This window comes from Streptomyces sp. NPDC014656 (genome assembly GCF_043084305.1).
GTDB lineage: Bacteria > Actinomycetota > Actinomycetes > Streptomycetales > Streptomycetaceae > Streptomyces.
In genome coordinates, this window is record NZ_JBIBZN010000009.1 from 106,712 (window position 1) to 130,947 (window position 24,236).

Genomic DNA, 24,236 nt, shown 5'->3' on the forward strand with positions numbered 1-24,236 from the left:
CGGTAGGTCCTCGGTACGTGTGTGCCGCCGCGTCGCGAGCGGTCCGGCCGCGCGGCGGCGCCGCGCCCCGTGCGGCCGGTCACGCCCCTCGTGCTTCCGTTCCACGGCGGCCGGCGACAGCCCGCTCCGTGGCGGACCGGGCCGCTACAGGCCCAGGTCGAGGGCGACGCACGAGTAGAACTTCCACGCGCTCTCGGGGTTGTAGCCGCCGTTCGCGCCGGCCGGGTCGACCTCGGTCTCCAGGGTCATGTCCTCGGGGCGGACGCGCTCGGGCAGGGTGCCGAAGCGGGCGAGGCGGGCGAGCGCGTCGGGGTCCGTGGCGGGGCTGTCGTTCATGGCCATGCTCCACTTCGTCGGTCGTGGATCGCGTCATGCGGTCGTCCTCGGACGACCGGTATCAGCGTGCATCGCCTAGCGTCACCTGTCAAGGCGGTGACGAATGGCGGGCGTGACGGCCGGGGGAGCCGCTCATGTGTGAGTCGATGAGATATGTGTGCAGCTTATGCGTGATCGGCGGAGTGCGGAGTGCGGAGCGCGCAGTACGGAGAGTGGAGAGTGGAGAGTGGAGTGCGCAGTGCGCAGTGCGCAGTGCGCGGTCTGGAAGGTGCCGGTGCCCGTCGTGGTGACCTGCGCCAACACCGCCTGCGGTCTGAGGATCCCGCCCCCCGCTGCCTGCCGGCACTGCGGGACGCTCCGGGGCGGCCAGGTGCCGCCCCGGGCCTGACGCCCCGCCACAGTGTGCTTGCCCCCTCACGTGTGTGCGCGAGGAACACGTGGCGGTGACGAAGTGCGTTGCGGCCACCTCCGGCAGTTGCCGGCCTCCTGGGCGTGCTGATCGAAGTCGACAGAGCCTAGCCTGAGCCCCGCCGCCCGTCGGCCCCGGTCCAGGCGTATCTGACGAACCCCTCACCCGGACTCCGGCGGGGCGGACGTGTGCTCACCGCGCTCCAGCCCAGCGGCTCCGACCTTCATCGGCCTTCATCGACCTTCATCGGCCTTCTTCCGTCGGCCCCCGCACCAGGCGGCAGGACCCTGTGTCCGCCCCCCGGAACACCGGTGTGTTCCCTCTGCGTGCCCTTCCGTCGGCCTGTGCCGTGCCCGTGAGGTCGGAGCGATGTCCCACGGAAACGGATCCATCGCCATGATGCACAAGAAGTCCCGCGCGCGGACGCGCCACCGCCGAGCCCATGGGAAGGCCGCGGCGCCCCTGTTGGCGGCGTGCGCCAACCCGGCCTGCGGTCTGCCTGCCACGCCCCACACCGCCTGCCGGCACTGCGGCACGTACCGGGGCCGTCAGGTGCTGCCTCCGGCGGTCTGACGCCAGGACGGCGCCCCTGTTCACCGGATCCCGCCGCCCGCCGCCCGCCGGCTTCCGTGGCGGCGGGATCCGGCCCTCCACCCCCGGCACCAGCACGTGAGGCGGATCACGGGCGGAAGCGTGAACTCCACCGCCCGCCGGGCCGCGTGTCGGTGTCAGGAATCCGTACGTCGCAAGGAGCTCCAGATGGACACGTCGAGCACGCACACCACCCCCTCGCCCCCGGCACACACGTCTACCGGCTCGCCGGTCTCGCTCAGCGGTACCACGTCCACGGCAGCGGACCGGTCTGCCTGGCACTCTCCGGGGGGCCCGGCATCTTCTGGGAGTACCTGCGCATGCCGGCCCTCGAAGCGCACCTGACCATGGTGTACGTCGAGCTCATCGGCATCGCGGAGGACAGCCGTCTGCCGTCGCACCCGCACGGCTACACCCGGGAGCGGTACAGCGGCTTCCTGGAGATCCTCATCGGCCGGCTCGGCGTCCCGGAGGTCCATCTGCTGGGGCACTCGCACGGCGCGTTCATCGCCGCGTACCACGCCCTGAACTGCTCCGAGCAGCTGGCGGGCGTCGTGCTGTACGAGGGCTCCCCGGTGACCGGGCCGGAACACGGCGAGGAGGCGGGCCGCCTGGTCGAGGCGTTCGCGGCCAGGCACGCCGGCCACCCGGGCCTGCCCGATGTGCTCGCCGCGTTCGGCGCGATGCCGGGCATCTCCGACGACGAGCAGACCGAGGCGGTCGCCAAGGGTGTGCTGCCCTCGTACTTCGCCGACTTCTGGAACCACGAGGAGCGGTACGCCCCGCTGCGCGACGCGATCCGGGCCACGTACATCTCGGGGCTGGACGAGCACCGCGTGCCCGAGACCATCGACGACCGCGCCGCCCTCAAGGAACTGGCGGTACCCGCGCTGGTGATCGTGGGCCGGCACGACGTCATCTGCGGGGTGCGCTGGGGCACCGAGCTGAGCGAGCTGATCCCCGACGCGCGGCTGCTGGTCCTCGAGAACAGCGGTCACTTCGGGCACGTGGAGGAACCCGAGCCGTTCGCCGACGCGGTGAGCCGCTTCGTACGGGAGACCGCCCGCCCCTTCCGGGCCCGCACCCCGTAGCCCCGTAGCCCCGTGGCCCCGTAACCCGTAGCCGGTAGCCCTGTGGGGGAGGTCCCCGCTCACCGGGGTTAGCGGGCGGGCACGTACGCAGGGATTCAGGGGGCCGGCGTCCCAGCCGCCGCGGAGCCCCGCTGCGACCGGGGGGTCTTCGTCCCCGGCTTCCCCGGGGCGATCGTGCGCGGGTCGACGGCCTCCCCCGGGGCGCCCTCGCGGTACAGGCCGTCGGGCAGGCTGTCCCGGTCGTGCGACAGCAGGAAGAACACCCGGCGCCGGTAGAGACCGCTGTCCGGGTCCGGGGCGGCCCCCACGTCCAGGAGCGCGAAGCCCACCATGCGGCCGTCCCGCGCGTAGGGCGGTGTGGTGTCGCGTCGTTTCGTCTTGTCCAGCGCCTGACGCACGTAATCGAGCCGTTCGTGGTTCTCCAGCCACACCACCCCGGCCTCGTGGACCAGGTCGCTCTCCGCCAGCAGGGAACTCATGGCAGCATCCTCTCCTTCGTCTGCGCACGCTCCGGCTGCCCGGCTGCCCGGCTGCCCAGCCGCCCGGCTGCCCAGCCGTCCGACCGGAACGACGGCGCCCTCAGGGACAGCTCGTGAGCAGCGCGATGCGCGGGTAGTACTTCCGGCCGTTCGACTTGAGCATCTCGTCCGCCGATGCCACGCCCACTTCCTGCCGGACGCGGTGCGCGAAGGCGCGGGGAGTCGCGGGCCGCACCCCCTCGCCCGTACGGCACCAGGCGCTGTACTCCGCGTAGAGCAGCCCCTGCTCCACCCTCAGGTCCCGCATCCCGGCGTCGCCCCGGGTGCAGCGCTCGCCCAGGAAGCGGCCGATGTGGTCCTCGGTCGCGGCGTAGGCCGTGGTGGCCATCCGGACCCTCGCGGGGCCTTCCAGCGGGTCCCTCGTCCGCAGGTAGTGCCGCGCCCCGTCGACGAGCCACTGGAGGATGCCCGGCCCCTCGTCGCGGACCAGCTCGAAGGCCAGGTTGTCGATCCTCCGGTGCGCCGGAACCGTGCGCGTGAAGGGCAGCAGACGGATGCGCCGCCAGAACGCGAAGCCGCCCGTGGAGACCTCGGGGTGGTGGTTGCCCAGCAGCCACAGGTGGTGGGTGGGGGTGAACGAGAAGTAGTCCTGCCGCATGCGCCGGGCCTTGATCCGGTCGCCACCCGTCAGCAGCCGGACGCGGGCCTCGTCGAACTTGTCGCTCGGCTTCAGCTCGCTGCACACGACCAGGCGGCGCCCGTGCAGTTCGGCCAGCTCCGTGGAGTGTTCCGGGACGGCGCCGCGGTCCATCAGGAAACCGGGCGGGGCGGCGTCCGCGTAGTCCCCCAGGATCTGGATCATGAGGTCGAGCAGCACGGACTTGCCGTTCCTGCCCGCGCCGTGGAGGAAGGGCAGCACCTGGGCGCCCACGTCGCCCGTGATCGAGTAGCCGAGCAGCAGGTGCAGGAAGCCGATCATCTCCCGGCCCTCGTCGTCGTCCCCGAAGGTGTCGGTGAGGAACCGGTGCCAGCGGGGCGTCTCCATCGCCAGGGGAGCCACGCGGGTGGCGCGGGAGTGGAGGTCACGGGCGGGGTCGGGCTCCTGGACGCGTCCGCTGCGCAGGTCGACCACACCGGCGGGAGTGCACAGGGCGTACGGATCCCCGTCGAGCCTGTCGGGGGTCGTGGAGAGGTCCGGTGACGCCTTGGCCTGGGCCAGGAGGGCCTTCAACCCGGAGGTCGACAGGGAGCGTTGCCTGTGCCGCGCGAGTTCGCGGTCGCTGTAGAGCCCCGTCGGGTCCGTGGAGGGAACGGCCTCGGCCATGGCCCCCGCGGCCCACAGCGCGGACTCCTCCGCCCCGGTGCGTCTCCACCGGTGCCCGTTCCAGGAGAACCAGCCCAGCCCCTCCACGTGGCGGAACCGGTTCCGGTGCCGTTCCGCGAAGAGGCGCGCGTTTCCCCGGTCCGAGAGGGACGGCGGCAGCGACGAGGAGGAACGCCACGGCGGTGAGGGGGCCGGCGCGCGGTGCGGCGCCGATGCCTCGACGCCGCTCATATGAGACCGACGGGGGAGCGGCGGGCGAGAGAGCGCAGGGCGAGAGGGTAGAGGGTGAGGGGGTGGAGGGCGAGGGAGCGCGGGACGAGGGGAGTCACGGGCCCGGCCGTGCGGGGTGCCGGGACGGTGCCCTGCCGCCGGCCGTCGCCCACCCCACCGTGTTTCACATGTCTACGCAGCACGGAGATCGTCCTCGTCGCTTCTTCCGCCCGGTCAACTCGTGTACCTGACCTGGGGATTCATTCAGACCAGGGACTGAAGGGACCCTGATGCGAGATGAGTGTAGAGCCCGAAACGTAAAACATGTATCTCGTGACCGTAAACATGTTTCTGTTACGTCACCGCCTTGACGGGTGACGCGTGAGGCTGCCATGCTTGCGTCACCGCCTCAACCGGTGACGACAGGTCCCGGTGGGAAGGCGTTCCACGATCCTTCGACCCCGATGGGGAGCACCCGCCATGGCAGTCACCTACACCGCCGTTGTCGACGTCGACGGGGAGGGCCGCAACGGCGGCCGTGTCCGCTCCTCCGACGGCCTGCTGGAGACCAGCCTCGCCCTGCCCGAGGAGCTGGGCGGTTCCGGCGCCGCGACCAATCCCGAACAGCTCCTGGCCGCCGGCTGGGCCGCCTGCTTCCTCGGCGCGCTGCGCCGCGCCGCGTCCCTGCGCAAGGTCCGGCTGACCAGCACCACCATCACCGCCGAGATCACCCTCACGCACGGCGACGACGACCAGTTCTCCCTCTCGGCCGTCCTGCGTCCCGTCCTCGGCGGCGTCGACCGGACCACCGCACAGGAACTGGCCGACGCCGCCCACCAGATCTGCCCCTACTCCAAGGCCACGCGCGACAACGTCCCCGTCGTCATCGTGGCCGACGCCGCCTGACGGCCCCACAGACCGCGGGCCCCGCGTCCCCCCGCGCGGGACCCGCGTCCCTCCCCACCGGAGAGCGAGGACAGACCATGGAACCCGGAACGCGCACACCTTCCGACGGGTACGGCCGTCCGGCCCCCCGCCGCGCCCCCGAGGCGGCCGGCGAGCCCACCTCCCCGGTCGCGGAAGGCCCCGCCGAGCGGGCGTGGCCCACGGACACACAGGTGTGGGACTGGGCGCGGGGCGTGGCCTTCGCCGGGTACGGCCCGTCCCCCTCCGACTTCCTGTGACCGGTGGACCCCGGCAGGACCGCGAGAAGACCCGCACCCCGCAACCGGCCCCGGGACACATGACACGACCGTCGGCGCCGAGAACGACCACGGACCGATCGGCGCCATCGCGCTGACGGCACGCCGACGGCGTGGCGGGGCGGGCAGCCGGGGACGGCCGTGCGGACGGTGCCGCTGCTGACGTGGTGGTCGCGGACGGGAGCGGCGATGGACCGGCCTTTCGAGTATCGGCAAGATTCGAGTATTCGACTGTGCGGAATAGCGTCCGTGAACTCACCGCAGGGTGGTGTCGGCGTACACCAGCACCTGTTCAGGACGGTATGAAGGTGCTCAGCTCCCATGGCAGAGACGAGGTGCTCGGCGTAATCGGGGGGCGGTACGGGCGCGGGATGCGGAACACTTCGCCGGGTGATCGTGATGCAGCCCGTCCTGGAGACGTACGCACCTGACGGCTTCGACCTCTGGCCTGTCGCCAAGGTCCAGTCGTTTGCCTTCCTGCCTCTCAGCGGTGAGCTCTCGCCCGCGGAGGTCGGGACGGCCCTGATGCGCATCGCCGACTGCAACGACATCGACCCCGACGGCGATCGGCCGCCTCGTCCGGCCAACCCACTCGACTCGTTCCTTCACGGACTGCTGACGTTCGACAACCTCTTCGCGGCCGGCGGTCTGCGGGTCACCGACAATTCCACAGGCGTCACCTTCATGCCTGGTTGCTGCGATGGGCTGGAGGACTGGCGCGACTGGCACCAGTTCGTCGACGAGGGCAGTCTGCTCGGATTCGGCCACGATCCCGTGTCACCGATCGCGGAGCGCTTCGGCGACACCGTCCGGCTCACTGTCAACGCCGAGCAGAGCGACAGTCCGGTGATCGAGCTGTCCGTCGCCGAGCTCCGCCACCTGCTCGCCGGTGCCGAGCGCGACCTGGCCGACTTCCTAGCGCTGGCTGTCGATTGGGCCTCCAAGCTCCTGCCTGGCCACTGTGCTGCCGTCACAGCCGCCCTTGCCCGCGTTCTCGACCTTCCCGCGTCGGCCATGTCGCCGGAACCGTAGGACGGCACCGGCTTTGTCGACCACGACGGCGGGCCCCTGGATTGTCATCGTGTGCGACGCGGTGAGCTTGTGCGTATGCACCTGCCTGGGCACCGACGTGTACGCCGGCAGGTGGCTGTGCGACGCCGGGGCGATGCCTGTTCTGGCATCAATACACTCCTCTCATCAGCGCTTACGTTCGGGTGCTGCGGTCCGAAAGCAGGGGGATGTGGTGTCGACGGTCAACGTGCAGAGGATCTGGAAGCCATCCGTAACGGACCTCTGGGCGGGACGACGCCCTCTGTGGTGGAGCGTTGGCCCGGCAGGGGAGCTGGCTGTTCTGCTCGTCCATCGGCAGTACCTACGCCGAAGCCGCTACGTGAAGGGTTGGGTGGGATGGGGCCCGCAGGTCCCCTTCGATGCGGTGCTCGTGATTCGCCAGGTTGACGGGTCGCTTCAACGTCGACTGATCAAGGACGTTCCGGTCAGGCCGAGCCACATCGCTCTTCTCCCGGTGGCCCGGCTTCTCATCGCAAGCGGTCGAGCGGGCAAGGAAGAGTCGGGAGCATGGAGCCCGAACGCCGTGGTGTTCTCTCTGGAAAGTGGTGACCAAGAAGCCACCTTCTGCATCGGCGACGACATCCCTGCTCTGGTGACCGATCGCGGGGGATCGATCTGGACGGCTTACGGAGACGAAGGCATCTACGGAGGGCATCCGGAGTCCGCGGCCGGTCTTGCCGGCTGGAGTGCAGATGGTCGGGCAACCTGGGCTCCGGGAGGTCGCCTTCCTGACGTGCCTTTGGAGGGATGCGCCGCTGCCACCGAAGGGGACCGGGTCTGGCTGATCTGGTATTCAGGCAGTCGGCGGGGAGGCACGTTCTTGACGCGGATCACCCCGTCGACCGGCGAGGTGACCAGTTGGCCCAGCCCCGTACGTGACCCGGACGGGTTTGCCGTGCGTGACCATCGAGCGGTCCTGACCAAGCGCGTTCACAACCAGCGGTCAACCGAAGTGGTGCGAGCCGAGCTGGATGGTGATGCCTGGAGTGTGACCGAGCGGCGCAAGATTCGAGTGCCCGGACGGGTGGTCATGCGCTGCGGTCAGGGTCGCGACGGTCTTCTATGGCTTCGCGCTGGCGACACGTGGCTTCGCATCGAAGCCTGATAGCGGCCGAGAGCGGGCAGCTCCCGACCGACGGGCCACCTCGGCTGCGAAGGCCATTCTGACCGCGCCGGCAGACCATCGTTCGGCCGCCATAGGGCTGATACCGAGCAGCCGTTGCAGCACGGCCGGTGGCATCTGTGTGCAAAGGTCGAGCAGGGCGGCGCATCGGCCGGCTTCGGACGGAAGGCCGATGTTCCGCAGACGGGTCGCGAGCCGGCTGCTGGTCAGTGCGCGGCCAGGACGCTGGGTCGGGAACAGCCAGGGCGCGTTTGTCTCGTTGGGGTCTGATGCACGATCGGGTGACATCTGAACTGGCTTGCCCTGTGGGGCAGGTGGGAAGGATGTCGCTGTGCCCAAGCCCTATCCGGAAGAGTTCCGCCAGGACGTCGTGCGGGTTGCGAGGAACCGTGGCCTGGGTGTGACGGTCGAGCAGGCGGCCACCGACTTCGGGGTCCACCCGATGACGTTGTGGAAGGGGATGCGCCGGGCGGACATCGATGACGGCTCCAAGCCCGGGACCTCCAGTCAGGAGAGCGCGGAGCTGCGGGAGGCGCGTCGGCGGATCAAGCTGCTGGAGCAGGAGAACGAGGTCCTGCGCCGGGCCGCGGCCTATCTGTCGCAGGCGCATCTGCCGGGAAAAGGATCTACCCGCTCGTGAAGGAGCTGGCCAGGGACGGGGTGCTCGTCACGGTGACGTGCCGGGTGCTCAAGCTCGCCAGACAGCCCTGCTACCGCTGGCTCGACAAGCCGGTGGCCGACGCTGTTCTCGAGGAGGCGTATCGCGCGAACGCGTTGTTCGGTGCCCACCGTGAGGACCCTGAGTTCGGCTACCGCTTCCTGGCCGACGAGGCCCGCAGCATCGGGGCCGCGATGGCTGATCGGACCGCGTGGCGGATCTGCCGGGACAACCGCTGGTGGAGCGTGTTCGGCAAGAAGCGAGGCCGGGGCAGGAAGGCCGGCCCGCCGGGGCACGACGATCTCGTGCGTCGTGACTTCACCGCGGCCGGCCCGAACCGGCTCTGGCTCGCCGACATCACCGAACACGCCACCGGCGACGGCAAGCTGTATCTCTGCGCGATCAAGGATGTCTTCAGCAACCGGATCGTGGGCTGCTCCATCGATACGCGGATGAAGTCCCGTCTGGCCGTGACCGCCCTGGACGACGCCGTGGCCCGGCGTGAAAACGTCGACGGGTGCATCCTGCACACCGGTCGCGGCTCGCAATTCCGGTCCCGGAAGTTCGTCCGGGCGCTCGACCGCTACCGGATGGCCGGGTCGATAGGGAGGGTCGGGGCAGCCGGTGACAACGCGGCCATGGAGTCCTTCTTCAGCCTGCTGCAGAAGAACGTCCTCGACCGCAGGAAGTGGGCCACCTGCGAGGAACTACGGATCGCCGTCGTGACCTGGATCGAGCGGACCTACCACCGCCGTCGCCGGCAAGCCGCACTCGGCCGACTGACCCTCGTCGAATTCGAGACCGTCATGACCACACCGGCCCTCCAGGCCGCGTGACTCAACCTGTCACCCGAACCTGCATCAGACCCAATGACACTGATCAAATCAGCAGGTCAGAGCATCTAGCGAAGCGGGCTCCGGCAGCAGAGACCCTGGCTACACTTCCTCCAGCACTAAGGGATTCGGCGCCTGCTCCTCGCGCATCTGATGCAATTCCCCGGGGTCTACGCGGCACGCACGTCGGCGGTCTTCGCGGCCACCACGGCGGGCCTGCGCTCGCCCTTGCGGCCCTTGGCCTCGGCGGCGCGCGGTCCGGCCCGGCTCAGAGCGGCTCGCGGAACTCCGGCCTCTGGAGCGGGCGGAGGCGGCCGGAGGTGTCCGGGTCCTCCTCGGAGACGGCTGGGCCCTCGATGCCGGTCCCGTCCAGGACGAGGACCTGCCGGGCGGTGGGCCGCCGGTCGGTCGAGACCCGCTGGTAGACCAGGTTCGCCACTCGCGGGGCCCCTTCCGTACGGAGGACCGGGCCCTGTCTGTCGTCGCCGTCGTGTGACGACAGACAGCTGACCGTCGCATCCGGCTGGGTCCGGCCGCATCTGGCCGCATCCGGCCGGTCCGGTTGCTGTGCCCCCGGGGCCCGCCGCCCTGGCGGGTGAGGCGGGCCTGCGGGGCCGCGACCGGCGTCGGCGGTGAGACCATGCCGGGTTCGGGCGAGGCCATGGAGTTGGCCGAAGGGGCTGACCAGCGGCTTCACGCCTCGACGACGATGGTGCCTATGGCCGATTCAGGGCCGGGCCCTTCCGGACGGTCGACCTTCCACCAGCCCAGCACGTCCTGGTACTCCGGCTGCGGGACCGCACGTCCCTCGGCAGTCATCAGGCGCCCCTGATACGCCTGAGCGTAACGTGCCCGAACCGAGTAGACGCCGGGCTCGTCGGGAACGACGAGGTCACACGACACGCTCACCCACTCCGCCGGACCCGGGTTGTCTTCCGCCAGCGCCTCGACGTGCGTGCCGGCATTGACCACCTTCACGCCGCCCCCGCTGCGCTGCTTGCCGTTCCACACCGATGCCTGGGCCCGATCCTGGCCCGCCAGACCGACGATCACCTGGTTGACGGCGTTGCCGCACTCCGAGCAATCGTGCAGCACGTCGAAACTGACCTCGTGCGAACCCCCTCCGCGGACGTGTGCCACGGCGGCCCGGCCATCGATCTTCACGTTGCGGATCTTGAACCGAAATCCCGTCCCGCCTCCGTACGGCTCGACCATCTCGGCGCCGGGAGCGAGAGCCATGGCTCGGTGGACATCGCTGTGACTCGTCTTGTCGGTCATATGACAAGTAAACAGGTGGCCACTGACAAGGGCGGGGCCGCCGTGCGACGAGGTCGACACGTGAACGCCGGAACACGGCTTCTGAGCCGTCGCACGGGACATCCCGCTCGGGCCCGACATGTACCGCGTGATGCCCCTGGACCCGTGCACGGCCTGGGGCGGTGTCCGCGAGGCGGTGACGCCGTCCGCGACGCCGTCCGCGACGGCGACACCGTACTGCTACGGCTCGGAGAGTCACCCTCACCGATGCCCGCCCGGCAGCCGGCCTGCTGCCGGCGCACGTCGCACCCCGCGACGGGGGCCACGGAAGGCCGCCAGCCGGCTTGACCCCTCGGGAACCGGCGACAGACCGGCGACAGCCGGTCAGGCGAACCCACCAGGACCGGGGCCGGGGATGTGCGGCGAGCGCGGTCCCGGCACCGTGTGGATCACCCCGTGACCTCAGGTGGCGGAGCCCGGCTCGACGAGCGTGTACATGACGGAGCGCTGCTGCTTGTGCCGCCGGATACGCCCCTTCGCGACCAGGGCCTCAAGCGTGTTCCGCACCACCTGCGGGGTCGGGTTGCGGTCGGGGTGCTGCGCGAGGAGCTCGTCCCGCAACTCCTTCGCGAGACGGGGTTCCTCGTACGCGCCGAGCAGTTCCATCAGAAGGTCGCCGAGCAGCGGCCCGCGGGCCTTCGTCTTCGTGCCGGCCTTGCGCGTGTGACCCGCAGCGGCGGTCCGGGCCGGGGCCGAACGGCGGGCGCCGGCACCGGTGGACGCCCGCTTCGCCTTCGTGGCGGCGGCGCCGGGCTCGTCCTGCAGCTGCTCCGGCAGCCGGGACGAGTCGGTGAAACCTTCGTACTGCTGGGCGAGGTTCAGGATGTCCGTCAGGAGGGCTTCCTCCTGCTGCAGCACCGTGATCCGGTCCGTCAGCTTCTGCTGCAGCCGGCGGTTCGCCTCCAGGTCCGACGCGGCTTGGTCCACCAGCCGGGTGGCGGTTGACTGGGTGGTCACAAGGCTTCACTCCCTCGGTACGGACGTTGCTCCGCATGCTACCCAGGCCCGGAGTCCCCGTGCAGATAAGTGTCGGCGCGCGAGGCCGGGACGGATCGTGTGTCCTCTCACGATAAGCGCCGACGCGGCCGCGCACACGCGGGACCGCGACCGTTCCTGGTGCGGGAGGCGGACGCCCGCCACCGGGACGTCCCGTCGTGACGTCCCGTCGGGAGGCCGCCGGACAGGTGTGTCGTCGAAGCCCCGCCCCGTCACCACCCCGCTCGCCCGTCAGGTGTGGGCCGGGGCGCGGTCGCGGGCCGTGGCCGCGGCCTCCTTCGCGGTGCCGTGGTGCACGGGGCCGTGGCCGGGGAGCAGGACCTCGGCGTCCACGCCCTCCAGTACGGCCAACGACGCGAGGGCCCGCGGACGGTCGGCGTGGAACATGCCCGGAAGGAGCTGCGGTCCACCGGTCCGGGAGGTGGGGTGCGCGGTGACCAGGGCGTCGCCCGTGATCAGGATCCCGCTGTGCGGCAGGTGGTAGGCACAGTGGCCGCGGGTGTGTCCCGGCGTGTGCAGGGGCACGGGGCGGCCGGGGAGGTCGAGCGGCCCCGCCGAGGGGAAGGGCCGGGGTTCCGGGACCGGGACGTGGGCGGTGCCGCCGGCCCGCAGGGCGCGGACGGCCCAGGGGAGCACACCGGGCCGCCACGCCCGCGCCAGGACCTGACCGGCGGAGACCTGGTCGAGGAAGTCACGACGGGCGTGGGGCACCTCCTCCCCGTGCATCAGCACGGGCACGCCGTACGCGGTGCGCAGGTGCCCGGCCGCGCCGATGTGGTCGTTGTGCGCGTGCGTGACCAGGAGGGCCGTCACCGCCCCGGGGCCCAGCCCCACGGCCCGCAGCGAGGCCAGCACGGCCTCGCGGTCACCGGGATAGCCGGCGTCGACGAGCGTGCAGCTGTCGCCGTCCTTCACTATCACCCAGTTGGTGTCGCTGCCGGACACCGAGTAGACGTCGCCCGCGACGCGGACGATGTCGTCGTCGCGCAGAACCTTCGCCATGACCGTGCTGATCCTCTCCCGCACGCGGACCACGGGGCTCTCCCGCCGGGGCTCCGGTGACTCCGGCCCATGCTGCCATGTGTGTACGAGAGAGAGGAACGTGTGCCCATCGGACCGCTCCGCCCGTGATCCTGGCCCCGCCCGGGGCGGCCTCCGCAGCCGGGACCGCCAGGCGGCGACCTCTCACACAGCGGTGACCCACTCACACGTATGTCACTATGGGCACATGCGAAGACGGCTCGGCGCATGTGATATGTGACTCATGAGTGTGTGCCGGAGGGAGAAAACGCGTCACACTGGACAACACGGAACGAGCGGTCTTCCGGCGCTCTCCGCGCCCGCGGTTCCCGTGCGGCGGCCGCATCCGGCCTTCCGTCACCCACATGACAGAGAACCAGGATGGTTCAGAACACTATGGCTACGCCCCTCACGGCCGCGCCCCTCACGGCCACGTCCCGATCAGAGCTGCTCGGCGCGATCATGAGGGAACACCGGAACGCCCTCGTCTCGTACGCCGAGAAGATGCTGGGCGACCGAGGACTCGCCGAGGACATCGTGCAGGAGACCGCCATCCGCGCCTGGCGGAACATCGACCGCCTGATAGGCATGGAGGGATCGGTCCGGGGCTGGCTCTTCACCGTCACCCGGCACCTGGTCATCGACTGGGTGCGCAAGCCCCATGCCCGGAGGGAGGCCATCGGAGTCACCTACACCGACCCCGCCTCGGGCTCCGACGACCCCGAGGCGGTGCACGACGTCCTGGTGGTCGCACGGCTGCTGCGCGGGCTGTCCCCCGAGCACCGCGCCGTCCTGGCCCACATCTATCTCTGCGACCGCAGCATCCAGGAGACCGCGGGCATCCTCGGAGTGCCGACGGGCACCGTCAAGAGCCGCCATCACAACGCCCTGCGCAAACTGCGCGCGGCCGCGGTGCCCGAGGCGGCGTAGGGGGAAGGGCGCGACGGATCCGAGCCGGAGGCTGAACCTTTCCCCGCGCCGTCCCGTTGTCCTGGTGGAGGGGCCGCCGCTTCTGACCGGCGGCGGAACCGGGACGGGACTTCCGGGAGTTCGGCACCACGCCGTGACCGGACCCCGTCCCCGCGCCGGCGGTCGGATTCCCCGTATCGCGGACCGCCGGCGCGCTCACACGCCCTGTCCGCCGGGCGGCGAAGGACTCCTCCTCGCCGGGCGTGACCGTGCCCACGGGCCCGGGCCCCAGGCACCGGACGTCGAGCCGGGCCGGGCCAGCCGGGCCAGGCTAGGCCAGGTCGCGAGCATGAACATCCCGCACCGAATCACCCTTCTGCCCGGTGATTTCAGCTTGCCGAAGAAAACTGCCGTCCGTAAGGACCCGCGTCCGCTCGCGCCAATGTCCGCCTCTCCTCCGCTGGGTGCGCGGTATCCGCGTCGTTGACAGTCCATGAACCGCATGTCACGATCGTCACCAGTTGAATAGGTGATTCTGGCGGGCTCGGAGACACTCTCACACGTGTCGACGACATCGCGCGCGTCCGCCCATCGCCGGGGATTCCGCACCACGTGAGGAGCACACGGACCATGGCACGAAAGTCGAAACCCGATGCCGGGGGCGGCGCGCCGATGGGGCGGCGGGCGATGCTGGGCATGCTGGGAGCGGGAGCCGCCTCGCTCGCCCTCGCGCCCCCGCTGCAGCGCGGCTGGGAGAAGTTCCTCGCCACGGCCTCCCAGGCCGACTCGACCGGACTGACCGGTCTGCTGCCCAACCCGGGCGGCTTCCGCTACTACAGCGTCGTCGGATCGGTCCCGCGCAAGGGCGAGACCGACTACGCCCTCACGGTCGGCGGCCTCGTGGAGAAGCCGAAGACCTACACGCTCGCCGACCTGCGCGCGATGCCCCAGACCCGGGTCGTCGCCGACGTCCTGTGCACGGACGGATGGCGCGTGGACGACACCCCCTTCGAGGGCGTGAAGCTGGCGGACCTCCTCGACGCCTCCGGGGTGCGCTCCCCGGGCGCGGCGGTCCACTTCACGTGCTTCGACGGTGCCTACACCGAGAGCCTCACCCTGGAACAGGCGCGCCGCTCCGACGTGCTGGTGGCACTGAACATGCAGGACAAGCCCCTCACCCACGAACACGGCGGCCCCGTCCGCCTCTACGTGGCGCCCATGTACTTCTACAAGTCGGCCAAGTGGCTGTCCGGCATCTCGGTCACGGACGAGGTCGTCCCCGGGTTCTGGGAGGAGCGTGGATATGCGATCGACGGCTGGCTCGACGGCGCCGACCGCGGCGCGGCCTGACCCCTCGGGCCGCGTCCGGCGCTTCAGCACCGCCGAACGCATGGTCCACCGCGCCACCGGCTACCTGATGCTGGTGTGTCTGACCACCGCCGCCTGCCTCTACCTCGGTCCGATCGCCCAGCTCGTCGGACGCCGGCACCTGATGGCCACGCTGCACGAGTGGTCCGGCATCCTGCTCCCGGCGCCCCTTCTGCTCGGTCTGTTCTCGGCGGACTTCCGCGCGGACCTGCGCAGGCTGAACCGGTCCGCCCCGTACGACCGGCAGTGGCTGGCGGCCGCACGCGGGCGCCGGACCTCGCCGGAGGACCGGCCGGCCGGCAAGTTCAACGCGGGGCAGAAGCTCTACGCGGGCTGGATCGCCGGCGCGGTCCTGGTGATGATGTCCACCGGTCTGCTGATGTGGTTCATGGGGCTGCTGCCCTTCGTCTCGCGCACCAGCGCGATCTTCGTCCACGACCTGGTGGCCTGGCTGATCACCTTCGTCGTCATCGGGCACATCCGCAAGGCCCTGGAGGATCCGGAATCGCGGCTCGGGATGCGTACCGGGTACGTCAGCCGGTCCTGGGCCGAGCGGCACCACTCCCACTGGCTGCGGGAGGAAGGCGACGCCGGCACGGCCGGAAGAGCGGACGGGACGTGACACGTCCCCCGCGACGGGGCGATGCCGGCACGTACGACGGCGAGGACGGCCGACGGCTCACCCGGATCGATGACCGGCTGGCCACCTCGCCGACCGGTCTGCGGGCCGCCGGCGCGTAATCGATCTGCCCCGGCTGTCGAATTGGCTGTCGGACAGCGCTCGGACAGCGCTCGGACGGCGATCGGACAGCGCTCGGACAGCGCTCGGATGGCGGTCGCACGTCGCGAGCACGCGGAGACGGCCGTTCCCCGCGGCCCTGGCCGGAGTCTCTTGACGTCACGGATGAGGACCCGCGGGCCGGACCGAGCAGGCCCTGGACGCGGGGGCCGGACGCGCGGCCCGCCCCGTGCCGGTAGAGACGCCGCGGGAGCCGAGCGGCGTCGCCACCGGTGGCCAGGATCGTGGGCGTGGGCGTGGGCGTGGGCTTGGGCTGGGTTTGGTGGGGTTCTCGCCCAGGCGTCCCAGGCGTCCCAGGCGTCCCAGCCGGGCCAGCCGGGCCAGGCGGCCCAGCCGGCCGCAGCGGTGCCCCCCGTCCCGGCGGCGGCTCGGTTTCGCGCATGCGGACCGCGGTCATTCCCGCTCGCCAGCGTGCATACCATTGCATGAACGGCATCCAGGCCAGGCTTTCAAGCCGCCCACCAGCGGAGATGCCGCCAGGTCGTCTGGTTCCGCGAGGACGCGGAGCCGTCGGGTGCTGGGGAGGTACAGAGAAACGGGGGGTGCGGCATGCATCGGCGGGTGCTATTGGGTCGCGATACGGAGCGCCGCACGCTGGCTGCCCTGGTCGAGCAGGGGGCCGCCGGTTCGGGCGGGGCCACGGTGATCACCGGGGCGCCGGGGATCGGCAAGTCGGCGCTGGTCGCGGAGGCCGCGGGCGCGGCAGCACGCGGCGGGACCCGTGTGATCACCGCTGTGGGGGTCCAGTCGGAGGAAGACCTGCCCTGTGCGGGCCTGCACCAGTTGGTTCACCAGCTGAGGGACGGAATCGACGACTTGCCGGGACGTCAGCGCACCGCGCTGCTCGCGGCCGTCGGGCTCGTCGACGAGGCCGTACCCGATCTGTACCTCGTGGGCCTGGCCGCGCTGACCCTGCTGACGGACGCGGCGGCGAAGGCGCCCCTGCTGGTGGTCGTCGAGGACGCCCACTGGATGGACCGTGCCAGCATCGATGTGCTCGGGTTCGTGGCGCGGCGGATCGAATCCGACCCCCTCGTTCTGGTCGCCGTCACCCGGCGCCTCGACGACCGCCTCAGCAGTGCCGGCCTGCCCGTGCTGCACCTGGGCCCGCTGACGGACGAGGTGTCGGGGGAGGTGCTGGACGCGGTGGCCCCCGGACTGGGACAGCAGGTCAGACGGCGGCTGTTGGAGGAGGCCGCCGGGAACCCGCTGGCGCTGACCGAGTTGCCGGTCGCGCTGCGGTCGGTCGGCGGGGCGTACGCGCTCAATCCGGGTCCGCTGCCGCTGACCGCACGGCTGGAGCGGACGTTCACGGCACGGGTCTCCCGCCTGCCGGCCGACACCCGCGCGGTCCTGCTCCTCTCGGCCCTCAACGGTGACGGGACGATGGAGGAATGCCTCGACGCGGCGACCCGGATGCTCGGGACGGCGGTCGACGTCGGTGCTTTCGAGGCGGCGATCGGCGCGGGCCTGGTGGAGGCCCAGGGGCTGGCCTTCAGACACCCCCTCGTCCGCTCGGCGATGCACCACGCCGCCACCGCCGTGGAACGCCAGGCCGCGCACGCCGCACTGGCCGCCGCGCTCCACGGGCAGCCCGATCGGCAGGCGTGGCACCGTGCCGCCGCCACCGCCGGTCTCGACGAGCGAGTGGCACGGGATCTGGACTCCACCGCCGGCAGAGCCCTGCGGCGAGGCGGTGTCGCCGCGGCCCTCGCCGCGCTGAGGCGGGCGGCGGAGCTGACGAAGGACCCCTCCGCGCGGGCGGACCGGCTGCTCCGGGCGGCGGAGCTCGCGCTGGAGTCGGGCCAAGGAGACGTCGCGACGCACCTGCTGACCCAGGCGCGCTCGCTGGACCTTTCGGCCCGGGACCGAGGCCGCGCGGCCTGGGTCAGCATCGCTCTGGCCGAGGGGACGCGGGGCGAGGGCGCCGCGACCGCCGAGCTGGCCGAGCTGGCGGTCGAGATCGCCGCCGGCGGCGAGTCGACCCTGGGGCTGCGCATGCTGTGGGGCGCGGTCCTGCAGTGCTTCTGGGGAGAGCCGGGCCCGGCCGCCCGCGAGCGGGTCGCCGCCGCTGCCGACCGGATGCCGGTGCCCGCCGACAACGCCGACCTGGTCGCTCTGCGGGCGTACTCGGTGCCGGTCGAGCGCGGGGAAGGGGCTGTGGAGGGCCTGGCGGGTCAGCTGGAGCGCTCCTCGGAGAACGCGGAGGGGGACCAGCTCCTGGGTGCCGCCGCCGTGACGGTGGGCGCTCCCGCCCTGGCGAGCCGGTTGACGGCGAGGTCGCTGGACGCCCTGCGAGCGCAGGGCAGGCTGTCGATGCTGGCCCGCGCCCTCTGCGTCCAGGCGGGGAGCGCCGCACGGCTGGGTGACGTGCGCGCTGGTTCTCTCGCCGCGGAGGAGGCCGCGTCGCTCGCCCGCGAGACCGGTCAGCCTCTCGTGCACGCGATGGTGAACGCGATCCGCGCGCAGCTGGCCGCCGTCAGCGGCGACCCGGCGGCAGAGGCGTGGGCGGCGGAAGCCGAACGCGAGGCCCTTCCCAGCGGGGGGCGCCCGGTGCTGGCCATCATGCAGATGGCCCGCGGGCAGGCGGCCCTCTGCCAGGGCCGCTACGGCGACGCGTTCGGCCACCTGCACCGCGTCTTCGACCCGGCCGACCCCGCCTTCCACTCCTGGCTGCGCTTCTACGCGGTCGCGGAGCTGGTCGAGGCGGCGGTGCGCAGCGAATCCGCGGAGGTGGCACGCGACATCGTGCGGGAGCTGACCCCGCTCGGGGAATCGACGTCTTCGCCCGCCCTGCTCTGCGGGTTGCGGCTGGGCCGGGCCCTGCTGAGCCCGCAGGACGCCGCCGAGCCGCTGTACAGGGAGGCCCTCGACGCCGTCCCCGCGGACTGGCCGTTCGAGGGGGCGCGGGCGCGCCTCGCCCTGGGCGAGTGGCTGCGGCGCCACCGGCGGCCCGCGGAGTCCCGCGTCGCCCTCCAGGCCGCACGCGAGATCTTCGACGCCCTCGGCGCGTCGGCCTGGGCGGAGCGGGCCCGGCAGGAGCTGCGCGCCGCGGGCGCGTCGTCCCCGCGCCAGGATCCGGCCGCGGCCGATCGGCTGACCTCGACCGAGCTGCACGTCGCCCAGCTCGCCGCGCAGGGTCTGACGAACCGGGAGATCGGCGAGCGCTTGTACGTCTCGCCCCGGACGGTGAGCACCCACCTCCAGCGGATGTTCCCCAAACTGGGGGTCACGTCCCGCGGCGAACTCGCCGCGGTGCTCGGCGGCACGACGACGTACCCCGAAAGCGCGGCGCCATGACGTACGCGGAAGATGCAGCCTCATGACGTACGCGGAAGACGCAGCATCATGACGTACGCGGAAGACGCGGCCCGATGACGTACGGCGAAACCGTAGTCCGACGGACGCGGCCCGACCCGCTTGATTCCTAGGTTTGTGCCATGCCCGGTCCGCACACGGCGGACGGGCGGGAAGGCACACCATGGGAACCATCACCGTCGGCACCGAGGGCTCGACCGGCATCGACCTCTACTACGAGGACCACGGGACGGGGCAGCCGGTCGTCCTGATCCACGGTTACCCGCTGGACGGGCAGTCGTGGGAGAAGCAGACCGATGCGCTGGTCAAGGCCGGCTACCGCGTCATCACCTACGACCGCCGTGGCTTCGGCCGGTCGAGCAAGACCATGACGGGCTACGACTACGACACCTTCGCCGCCGACCTGGACACCGTACTGACCCGGCTGGACCTGCGGGACGTGGTTCTCGTCGGGTTCTCGATGGGCTCGGGCGAGGTCGCCCGCTACCTCGGTACCTACGGCTCGGAGCGGGTGGCGAAGGCGGCGTTCCTCGGTTCGCTCCAGCCGTTCCTGCTGCAGACGCCGGACAACCCCACCGGTGTGCCGCAGAGCGTCTTCGACGGCATCGCGGAGCAGGCGGAGGCCGACCGCTACGCCTGGTACGAGAGCTTCTTCGTCGACTTCTTCAACACCGACGAGACGCTCGGGTCGCGGCTCAGCGAGGCCGCGCTGCGGGCGAACTGGGCCACCGCCATCGACTCGGCGCCCATGGCGGCCTACGCCTGCGTCCCGGCGTGGCTGACGGACTTCCGGTCCGACGTGGAGCGCATCGACGTGCCGTCGCTCATCCTGCACGGGACCGCCGACCGCATCCTGCCGATCGACGCCACGGCCCGCGAGTTCCGCCGCCGCCTGCCCGAAGCGCGGTACGTCGAGATCGACGGCGCTCCGCACGGCCTGCTGCTCACCCACGCGGCCGAGGTCAACGCCGCCCTGCTCGACTTCCTCGCCGCCTGAGAGCCGGCGCTCCTCACGAAAGGACCGCACTCCTGTGCCGGTTGTCAACCACCCTCTGCCCGAGCGCGACCGCGAGACCGCGGGTGCGGCGCTTCAGGCGACCCTGACCGACCTCCTCGACCTGTCCCTGGTGGCCAAGCAGGCCCACTGGAACGTGTACGGCCCGCGCTTCCGCTCGGTCCACGTCCAGCTCGACGAGGCCGCCACCGTCGCCCGGAACCACGCCGACACGGTGGCCGAACGCGCGGCCGCCCTGGGCGTCAGTCCGGACGGGCGGGCCGGGACCATCGCGGGAGCCAGTGGCGTGCCCGGCCTTCCCCCGGGCTGGACCAAGGACAGCGACGCCGTCGAGGCCTTGGTGCACGCGCTCTCCGCCGTGACCGCAAGGCTGCGTGAGCGCATCGTCGCGATGGGCCCGGTGGATGTCGTCACCGAGGACCTCCTCGTCGGACTGACGGCCGATCTGGAGAAGCAGAGCTGGATGTTCCAGGCGGCGAACCGGGCCTGATCAGGGGCCGGAGCCCCACAGTTGTCGTCCGAAGTGGAGAAGAGCATGGGTGTCGAGGGAACGAGCACAGACCGATTCGAACCGGTACGGGAGGTGTTGGGGGCGCACCTCGAAGCCGGCGAGGAGTTGGGGGCGTCGATCGCCGTCGACGTGGACGGGGTCATGGAAGTCGACCTGTGGGGTGGCCACGCGGACGAAGCACGGACCGTTCCGTGGCACCGGGACACGTTGGTGAACATGTGGTCGACGACGAAGACCCTCACCAACCTCGCGGCCCTCATCCTCGTCGACCGGGGCGCGCTGGATCTGCGCCGCCCGGTCGCGCACTACTGGCCCGAGTTCGCCGCCCGGGGAAAGGAGCACGTCGAGGTGCGTCACGTCCTGGCTCACACCTCGGGACTCTCCGGCTGGGAGCAGCCCTTCTCCATGGAGGACCTCTACGACCGGCCCACCGCGAGCGCCCGGCTGGCCGCGCAGGCACCCTGGTGGGAGCCGGGCTCCGCCTCCGGCTACCACGTCCAGACCCAGGGGCAGTTGGTGGGAGAGCTCGTCCGGCGGGTCAGCGGCCGCAGCCTGACGGAGTTCGTCGCCACCGAGATCGCCGAACCGACGCAAGCCGATGTCCAGATCGGCGCGCGACGGGCCGACTGGCCGCGCATCGCCGATCTGGTGACCCCCTCGCAGCCGGGCGGCATACCCACGGGTCCCGATCCCGAGGGGATCTTCACCAGGACGCTGCTCGGAAGCCCCGCGCGCGACGAGCACGTCGACACCCCGCGGTGGCGCTCCGCCGAACTCGGAGCCGTCAACGGACACGGCAACGCACGTGGCCTGGCCCGGGCGCTCTCCGTCATCTCGCGGCGCGGCCGGGTCAACGGCCGCCGGCTTCTCTCCGAGGAGACGGTGGACAAGGTGTTCGACGTACAGGCCGACGGAGTCGACCTGTTCCTGGGCGTCCCCGTCCGCTGGGGCATGGGCTACGCGCTCGCCGATCCGAGGACGATGCCGCACATGCCCACCGGGAGAATCTGCTTCTGGGTCGGCCGGGGCGGGTCGATCGTCATGATGGACCTCGACCGGCGCGTCACGTTCTCGTACACGATGAACCGGGTGGGCGACGGGCTCCTCGGCTCGGAGCGCACGCACCTCTACCTCAGGCACGTCTACGAAGTCCTGGAGGGCACCGGCTGAGATGTGGCCGTGGGCTCCGCGCGGGAGAGCCCACGGCACGCCGCCGAACGGGCCGCCCACCGCGCACCGCCCTCCACGTCCGCGAACGAGCGGTCCGCCGGCGGCTGAACCGGTCCGGTCGCCCCAGGACGACGGCGCTCCTCGCCCGCTGGAAGGGCGAGGCCGAAGCCTCAGGACCACCCCCGGGCCGCAGCCCGGGCCACCCCCGGGCCGCAGCCCGGCAGCCGCTCTCCGGGCCGCTGCCGGCCGCTGCCCACCAGCGCTCCGATCCGCGCTGCCCACCAGCGCTGCCCACGCGGCGCGGACGGACGCCCGTCCATCACGCACCGGCGAGACGAGCCGGTACCCGTTCCTCGACGCACCCGGCGGCCTCGCCTTTCGGTCCGTCGAGCACCATTCATCGAACAAGAGGGATTCCACCCATGCGCAACACCCGCCTCGCCCGTCCGGGCGGCAGATCCGTACTGATCGGTGTCGCCGCGGCCGTCGGCCTGTCCGTGGCCGCCGTCACCCTGCCGGCCGCGGCCGACGCCACGCCCCGCCACCCCGTACGTCCGACGATCGTGCTGGAACACGGAGCGTTCGCCGACGCCGCGAGCTGGGACGGTGTCGTCGCCCGGCTGCAGCGCGCGGGCTACCCGGTGGTGTCCGCCGCCAACCCGCTGCGTGGTCCGGCGAGCGATGCCGCTTACCTGCGCAGCGTCCTCGACCACATCGACGGGCCCGTGGTCCTGGTCGGCCACTCCTACGGCGGCACCGTCATCAGCCAGGCCGCTGCGGGCCTCGAAGACAAGGTGAAGGCACTGGTCTACATCGCGGCGTTCCTGCCGGACGAGGGCGAGAGCTCGATCGGCCTGACGGACAAGTTCCCCGGCAGCACCCTCGGCCAAGCCGTCGAGTCCGTCCGCTACGCCCTGCCTGACGGTGATCAGGGCGCGGACGTGTACATCAAGCCGGAGAAGTTCCGCAGCCAGTTCGCCGCAGACGTGCCCAAGGAGAAGGCCGGGCTCATGGCCGCGGGGCAACGTCCGATCGCCGCCGCCGCTCTGGAGGAGAAGTCCACCCGGGCCGCCTGGAAGACGATCCCCTCCTGGTCACTGGTGACCACGGAGGACCGCAACATCCCGGTGGCTGCCCAGCGCTTCATGTCGGCCCGCGCCCATGCCCGCACGACGACCGTCGACGCCTCACACGCGGTATCCGTGTCCCGCCCCGAGGCCGTCACCCGCATCGTCGAGGAGGCGGCCCGCACGGTCCGGTGACCGAGGGCCCCGCCCCGTCGCCCCTCGCACGTTCCCGCACGGCGGGTCTGACGCACCACCTGCCCGTCCTCATCGAAGACCGGCCGGGGGACGACGCCCCGACTCGGGGTGTCTTCCCGTAGCCCGGTCGACGACCCGGTGCCGGCCGCCCACTCGCCGGCCGAGGAGGGCCGAGCGGGGCGAGCGCGGGGCGAGCGAGAGGCGAGCTTCGGCGGCTGGAGCGGAGTCCTCGGGTGCCGGGTGCCGGGTGCCGGGTGCCGGGTGCCGGGGGACGGGGGCCGGGTGCCCGGTGCGGACGTGCCGCAGGGGCACGCGTGCGGCGCGTGCCCCTGCGGCGTCGGTGGACTCAGTTGTCGCTGTTGAAGATCGTCAGCAGGTTGAGCACCTCCAGGTAGATCCACACCAGCGTCAGGGTGAGGCCGAAGGCGGCCAGCCACGCCTCCTCGCGCGGGGCGCCGTAGGCGACCGCGTCCTCGACCTGCTTGAGGTCCAGGGCCAGGAAGGCGGCGCCGAGCAGGATGCCGACGACGCCGAAGGCGATGCCGAGTGCCCCGCTGCGGAAGCCGAGGCCGTTGCCGGCGCCGAACGCGGCGAAGAGGGCGTTGGCGACCACCAGCAGCAGGAAGCCCGTCGCGGCGACGAGCACGAAGCCGGTGAACCGCCGGGTGACCCGGATCCACCGCATCCGGTACGCGAGGAGCGTGGCCCCGGAGACCGCGAAGGTGCCGAGCACCGCCTGGACGACCACGCCCGGCGCGATGTACGTCGACAGCGTGCTGGACAGCACCCCGAGGAACACGCCCTCCAGCGCCGCGTACCCGAGGACGAGGGCCGGGGACGGCTTCCGCCGGAACGTCTGCGCGAGCGACAGGACGAAGGCGCCGAGCGCGGCGCCCAGGGCGATGCCGTAGGACCGGCCGAGGTTCGCCTCGTCGACGGGCAGCAGGACCCAGGAGAGGACGGCGGCCAGCACCACGGTGCCGAGGGTCGTGGCCGTGCGGACGACGACGTCGTCCATGGTCATCGCGTTCGGGCCGGCCTGGTGGGCGGTGCCGGCGGGGGAGGCGTAGGGGTTGGTCGCGTAGTCGTTCCCCGTCCGGCCGCCGGCCGCGGCTCCCACCGGTTCGCGCTCGTACGCGCCTGCCGGACCGGCGTCACGCGTCGCGCCCCAGCGGGAGAAGATCGGGTTGCTGGTCCTGGTCCTCACGTCATTCCTCCTCGTCC

25 protein-coding genes are annotated in these 24,236 nt (G+C 71.7%); 17 read left to right on the top strand and 8 right to left on the bottom strand.

The window, feature by feature from the left end:
- Positions 1-144: 144 nt before the first annotated feature.
- Positions 145-336, bottom strand: coding sequence for a hypothetical protein (locus ACF1ED_RS21145; RefSeq protein ID WP_391762590.1), 192 nt, complete (start codon positions 334-336; stop codon positions 145-147).
- 238 nt (positions 337-574) lie between these two features.
- Here ACF1ED_RS21145 and ACF1ED_RS21150 point away from each other — a divergent pair, with 238 nt between their 5' ends.
- From ACF1ED_RS21150 to ACF1ED_RS21160, 3 genes are all read left to right on the top strand, one after another.
- Positions 575-724: a hypothetical protein gene (locus ACF1ED_RS21150; RefSeq protein WP_391762592.1), complete on the top strand. Its 150-nt coding sequence runs from the start codon at positions 575-577 to the stop codon at positions 722-724.
- A gap of 420 nt (positions 725-1,144) precedes the next feature.
- Positions 1,145-1,318, top strand: coding sequence for a 50S ribosomal protein L32 (rpmF, locus tag ACF1ED_RS21155; RefSeq protein WP_391762947.1), 174 nt, complete (start codon positions 1,145-1,147; stop codon positions 1,316-1,318).
- Between the two features lie 161 nt (positions 1,319-1,479).
- The gene (locus tag ACF1ED_RS21160; protein WP_391762949.1) at positions 1,480-2,427 is read left to right on the top strand and encodes an alpha/beta fold hydrolase; all 948 of its coding nucleotides are present in this window, start codon (positions 1,480-1,482) and stop codon (positions 2,425-2,427) included.
- A gap of 95 nt (positions 2,428-2,522) precedes the next feature.
- On the opposite strand, the gene ACF1ED_RS21165 is transcribed toward ACF1ED_RS21160, so the two are convergent.
- The gene (locus ACF1ED_RS21165) at positions 2,523-2,906 is read right to left on the bottom strand and encodes a DUF6009 family protein (RefSeq protein ID WP_391762594.1); all 384 of its coding nucleotides are present in this window, start codon (positions 2,904-2,906) and stop codon (positions 2,523-2,525) included.
- Positions 2,907-3,006: 100 nt separating this feature from the next.
- A complete protein-coding gene (locus ACF1ED_RS21170; protein WP_391762596.1) occupies positions 3,007-4,461 on the bottom strand; it encodes a phage/plasmid primase, P4 family in 1,455 nt (484 codons plus the stop codon).
- A 459-nt stretch (positions 4,462-4,920) separates the two neighbouring features.
- Between ACF1ED_RS21170 and ACF1ED_RS21175 the strand changes: the two genes are divergently transcribed.
- From ACF1ED_RS21175 to ACF1ED_RS21195, 5 genes are all read left to right on the top strand, one after another.
- Positions 4,921-5,346, top strand: coding sequence for an Ohr family peroxiredoxin (locus tag ACF1ED_RS21175; protein WP_391762546.1), 426 nt, complete (start codon positions 4,921-4,923; stop codon positions 5,344-5,346).
- A gap of 77 nt (positions 5,347-5,423) precedes the next feature.
- Complete coding sequence (locus tag ACF1ED_RS21180; RefSeq protein ID WP_391762598.1) at positions 5,424-5,624, top strand: hypothetical protein; 201 nt, start codon at positions 5,424-5,426, stop codon at positions 5,622-5,624.
- A gap of 417 nt (positions 5,625-6,041) precedes the next feature.
- Positions 6,042-6,674 (top strand): hypothetical protein, encoded by a 633-nt coding sequence (locus ACF1ED_RS21185; protein ID WP_391762951.1) that lies wholly within the window; start codon positions 6,042-6,044, stop codon positions 6,672-6,674.
- Positions 6,675-6,885: 211 nt separating this feature from the next.
- Positions 6,886-7,818 carry a hypothetical protein gene (locus ACF1ED_RS21190; RefSeq protein WP_391762600.1) on the top strand — a complete coding sequence of 311 codons (933 nt, stop codon included), beginning with the start codon at positions 6,886-6,888 and terminating at the stop codon, positions 7,816-7,818.
- 349 nt (positions 7,819-8,167) lie between these two features.
- Positions 8,168-9,330, top strand: a protein-coding gene (locus ACF1ED_RS21195; protein WP_391762602.1) for an IS3 family transposase whose coding sequence is annotated in 2 segments (ribosomal slippage) — positions 8,168-8,452 and positions 8,455-9,330 — 1,161 coding nt in all. Because the reading frame shifts where the segments join, the coding sequence is not laid out codon by codon here.
- A 265-nt stretch (positions 9,331-9,595) separates the two neighbouring features.
- Here ACF1ED_RS21195 and ACF1ED_RS21200 read toward each other — a convergent pair.
- The 4 genes from ACF1ED_RS21200 to ACF1ED_RS21215 form a co-directional block, all read right to left on the bottom strand.
- On the bottom strand, positions 9,596-9,766 hold the full coding sequence (locus ACF1ED_RS21200; RefSeq protein WP_391762604.1) for a hypothetical protein: 171 nt from the start codon (positions 9,764-9,766) through the stop codon (positions 9,596-9,598).
- Between the two features lie 254 nt (positions 9,767-10,020).
- Positions 10,021-10,605, bottom strand: a complete 585-nt coding sequence (locus ACF1ED_RS21205) for a hypothetical protein (protein WP_391762606.1) — start codon at positions 10,603-10,605, stop codon at positions 10,021-10,023.
- 441 nt (positions 10,606-11,046) lie between these two features.
- Complete coding sequence (locus ACF1ED_RS21210) at positions 11,047-11,601, bottom strand: hypothetical protein (protein WP_391762608.1); 555 nt, start codon at positions 11,599-11,601, stop codon at positions 11,047-11,049.
- 270 nt (positions 11,602-11,871) lie between these two features.
- Positions 11,872-12,642, bottom strand: a complete 771-nt coding sequence (locus tag ACF1ED_RS21215; protein ID WP_391762610.1) for an MBL fold metallo-hydrolase — start codon at positions 12,640-12,642, stop codon at positions 11,872-11,874.
- 414 nt (positions 12,643-13,056) lie between these two features.
- Here ACF1ED_RS21215 and ACF1ED_RS21220 point away from each other — a divergent pair, with 414 nt between their 5' ends.
- The 9 genes from ACF1ED_RS21220 (at position 13,057) to ACF1ED_RS21260 (ending at position 23,012) form a co-directional block, all read left to right on the top strand.
- Positions 13,057-13,590, top strand: a complete 534-nt coding sequence (locus ACF1ED_RS21220; RefSeq protein ID WP_391762612.1) for a sigma-70 family RNA polymerase sigma factor — start codon at positions 13,057-13,059, stop codon at positions 13,588-13,590.
- A gap of 609 nt (positions 13,591-14,199) precedes the next feature.
- Positions 14,200-14,919 (top strand): molybdopterin-dependent oxidoreductase, encoded by a 720-nt coding sequence (locus ACF1ED_RS21225; RefSeq protein ID WP_391762614.1) that lies wholly within the window; start codon positions 14,200-14,202, stop codon positions 14,917-14,919.
- The gene (locus tag ACF1ED_RS21230; protein ID WP_391762616.1) at positions 14,873-15,559 is read left to right on the top strand and encodes a cytochrome b/b6 domain-containing protein; all 687 of its coding nucleotides are present in this window, start codon (positions 14,873-14,875) and stop codon (positions 15,557-15,559) included. Before ACF1ED_RS21225 ends, ACF1ED_RS21230 begins: the two co-directional genes overlap by 47 nt.
- Positions 15,556-15,678: a hypothetical protein gene (locus tag ACF1ED_RS21235; protein ID WP_391762618.1), complete on the top strand. Its 123-nt coding sequence runs from the start codon at positions 15,556-15,558 to the stop codon at positions 15,676-15,678. Before ACF1ED_RS21230 ends, ACF1ED_RS21235 begins: the two co-directional genes overlap by 4 nt.
- Positions 15,679-16,297: 619 nt before the next feature.
- Positions 16,298-19,036 carry an ATP-binding protein gene (locus ACF1ED_RS21240; RefSeq protein ID WP_391762620.1) on the top strand — a complete coding sequence of 913 codons (2,739 nt, stop codon included), beginning with the start codon at positions 16,298-16,300 and terminating at the stop codon, positions 19,034-19,036.
- Between the two features lie 181 nt (positions 19,037-19,217).
- On the top strand, positions 19,218-20,051 hold the full coding sequence (locus ACF1ED_RS21245) for an alpha/beta fold hydrolase (RefSeq protein WP_391762622.1): 834 nt from the start codon (positions 19,218-19,220) through the stop codon (positions 20,049-20,051).
- 34 nt (positions 20,052-20,085) lie between these two features.
- Positions 20,086-20,559, top strand: a complete 474-nt coding sequence (locus ACF1ED_RS21250) for a DNA starvation/stationary phase protection protein (RefSeq protein WP_391762624.1) — start codon at positions 20,086-20,088, stop codon at positions 20,557-20,559.
- A gap of 45 nt (positions 20,560-20,604) precedes the next feature.
- The gene (locus tag ACF1ED_RS21255; protein ID WP_391762626.1) at positions 20,605-21,750 is read left to right on the top strand and encodes a serine hydrolase domain-containing protein; all 1,146 of its coding nucleotides are present in this window, start codon (positions 20,605-20,607) and stop codon (positions 21,748-21,750) included.
- A gap of 422 nt (positions 21,751-22,172) precedes the next feature.
- The gene (locus tag ACF1ED_RS21260; RefSeq protein ID WP_391762628.1) at positions 22,173-23,012 is read left to right on the top strand and encodes an alpha/beta fold hydrolase; all 840 of its coding nucleotides are present in this window, start codon (positions 22,173-22,175) and stop codon (positions 23,010-23,012) included.
- Positions 23,013-23,358: 346 nt separating this feature from the next.
- Here the strand turns inward: ACF1ED_RS21260 and ACF1ED_RS21265 are convergent, their stop codons facing one another.
- Positions 23,359-24,219: a Bax inhibitor-1/YccA family protein gene (locus ACF1ED_RS21265; protein ID WP_391762630.1), complete on the bottom strand. Its 861-nt coding sequence runs from the start codon at positions 24,217-24,219 to the stop codon at positions 23,359-23,361.
- Positions 24,220-24,236 lie beyond the last annotated feature (17 nt).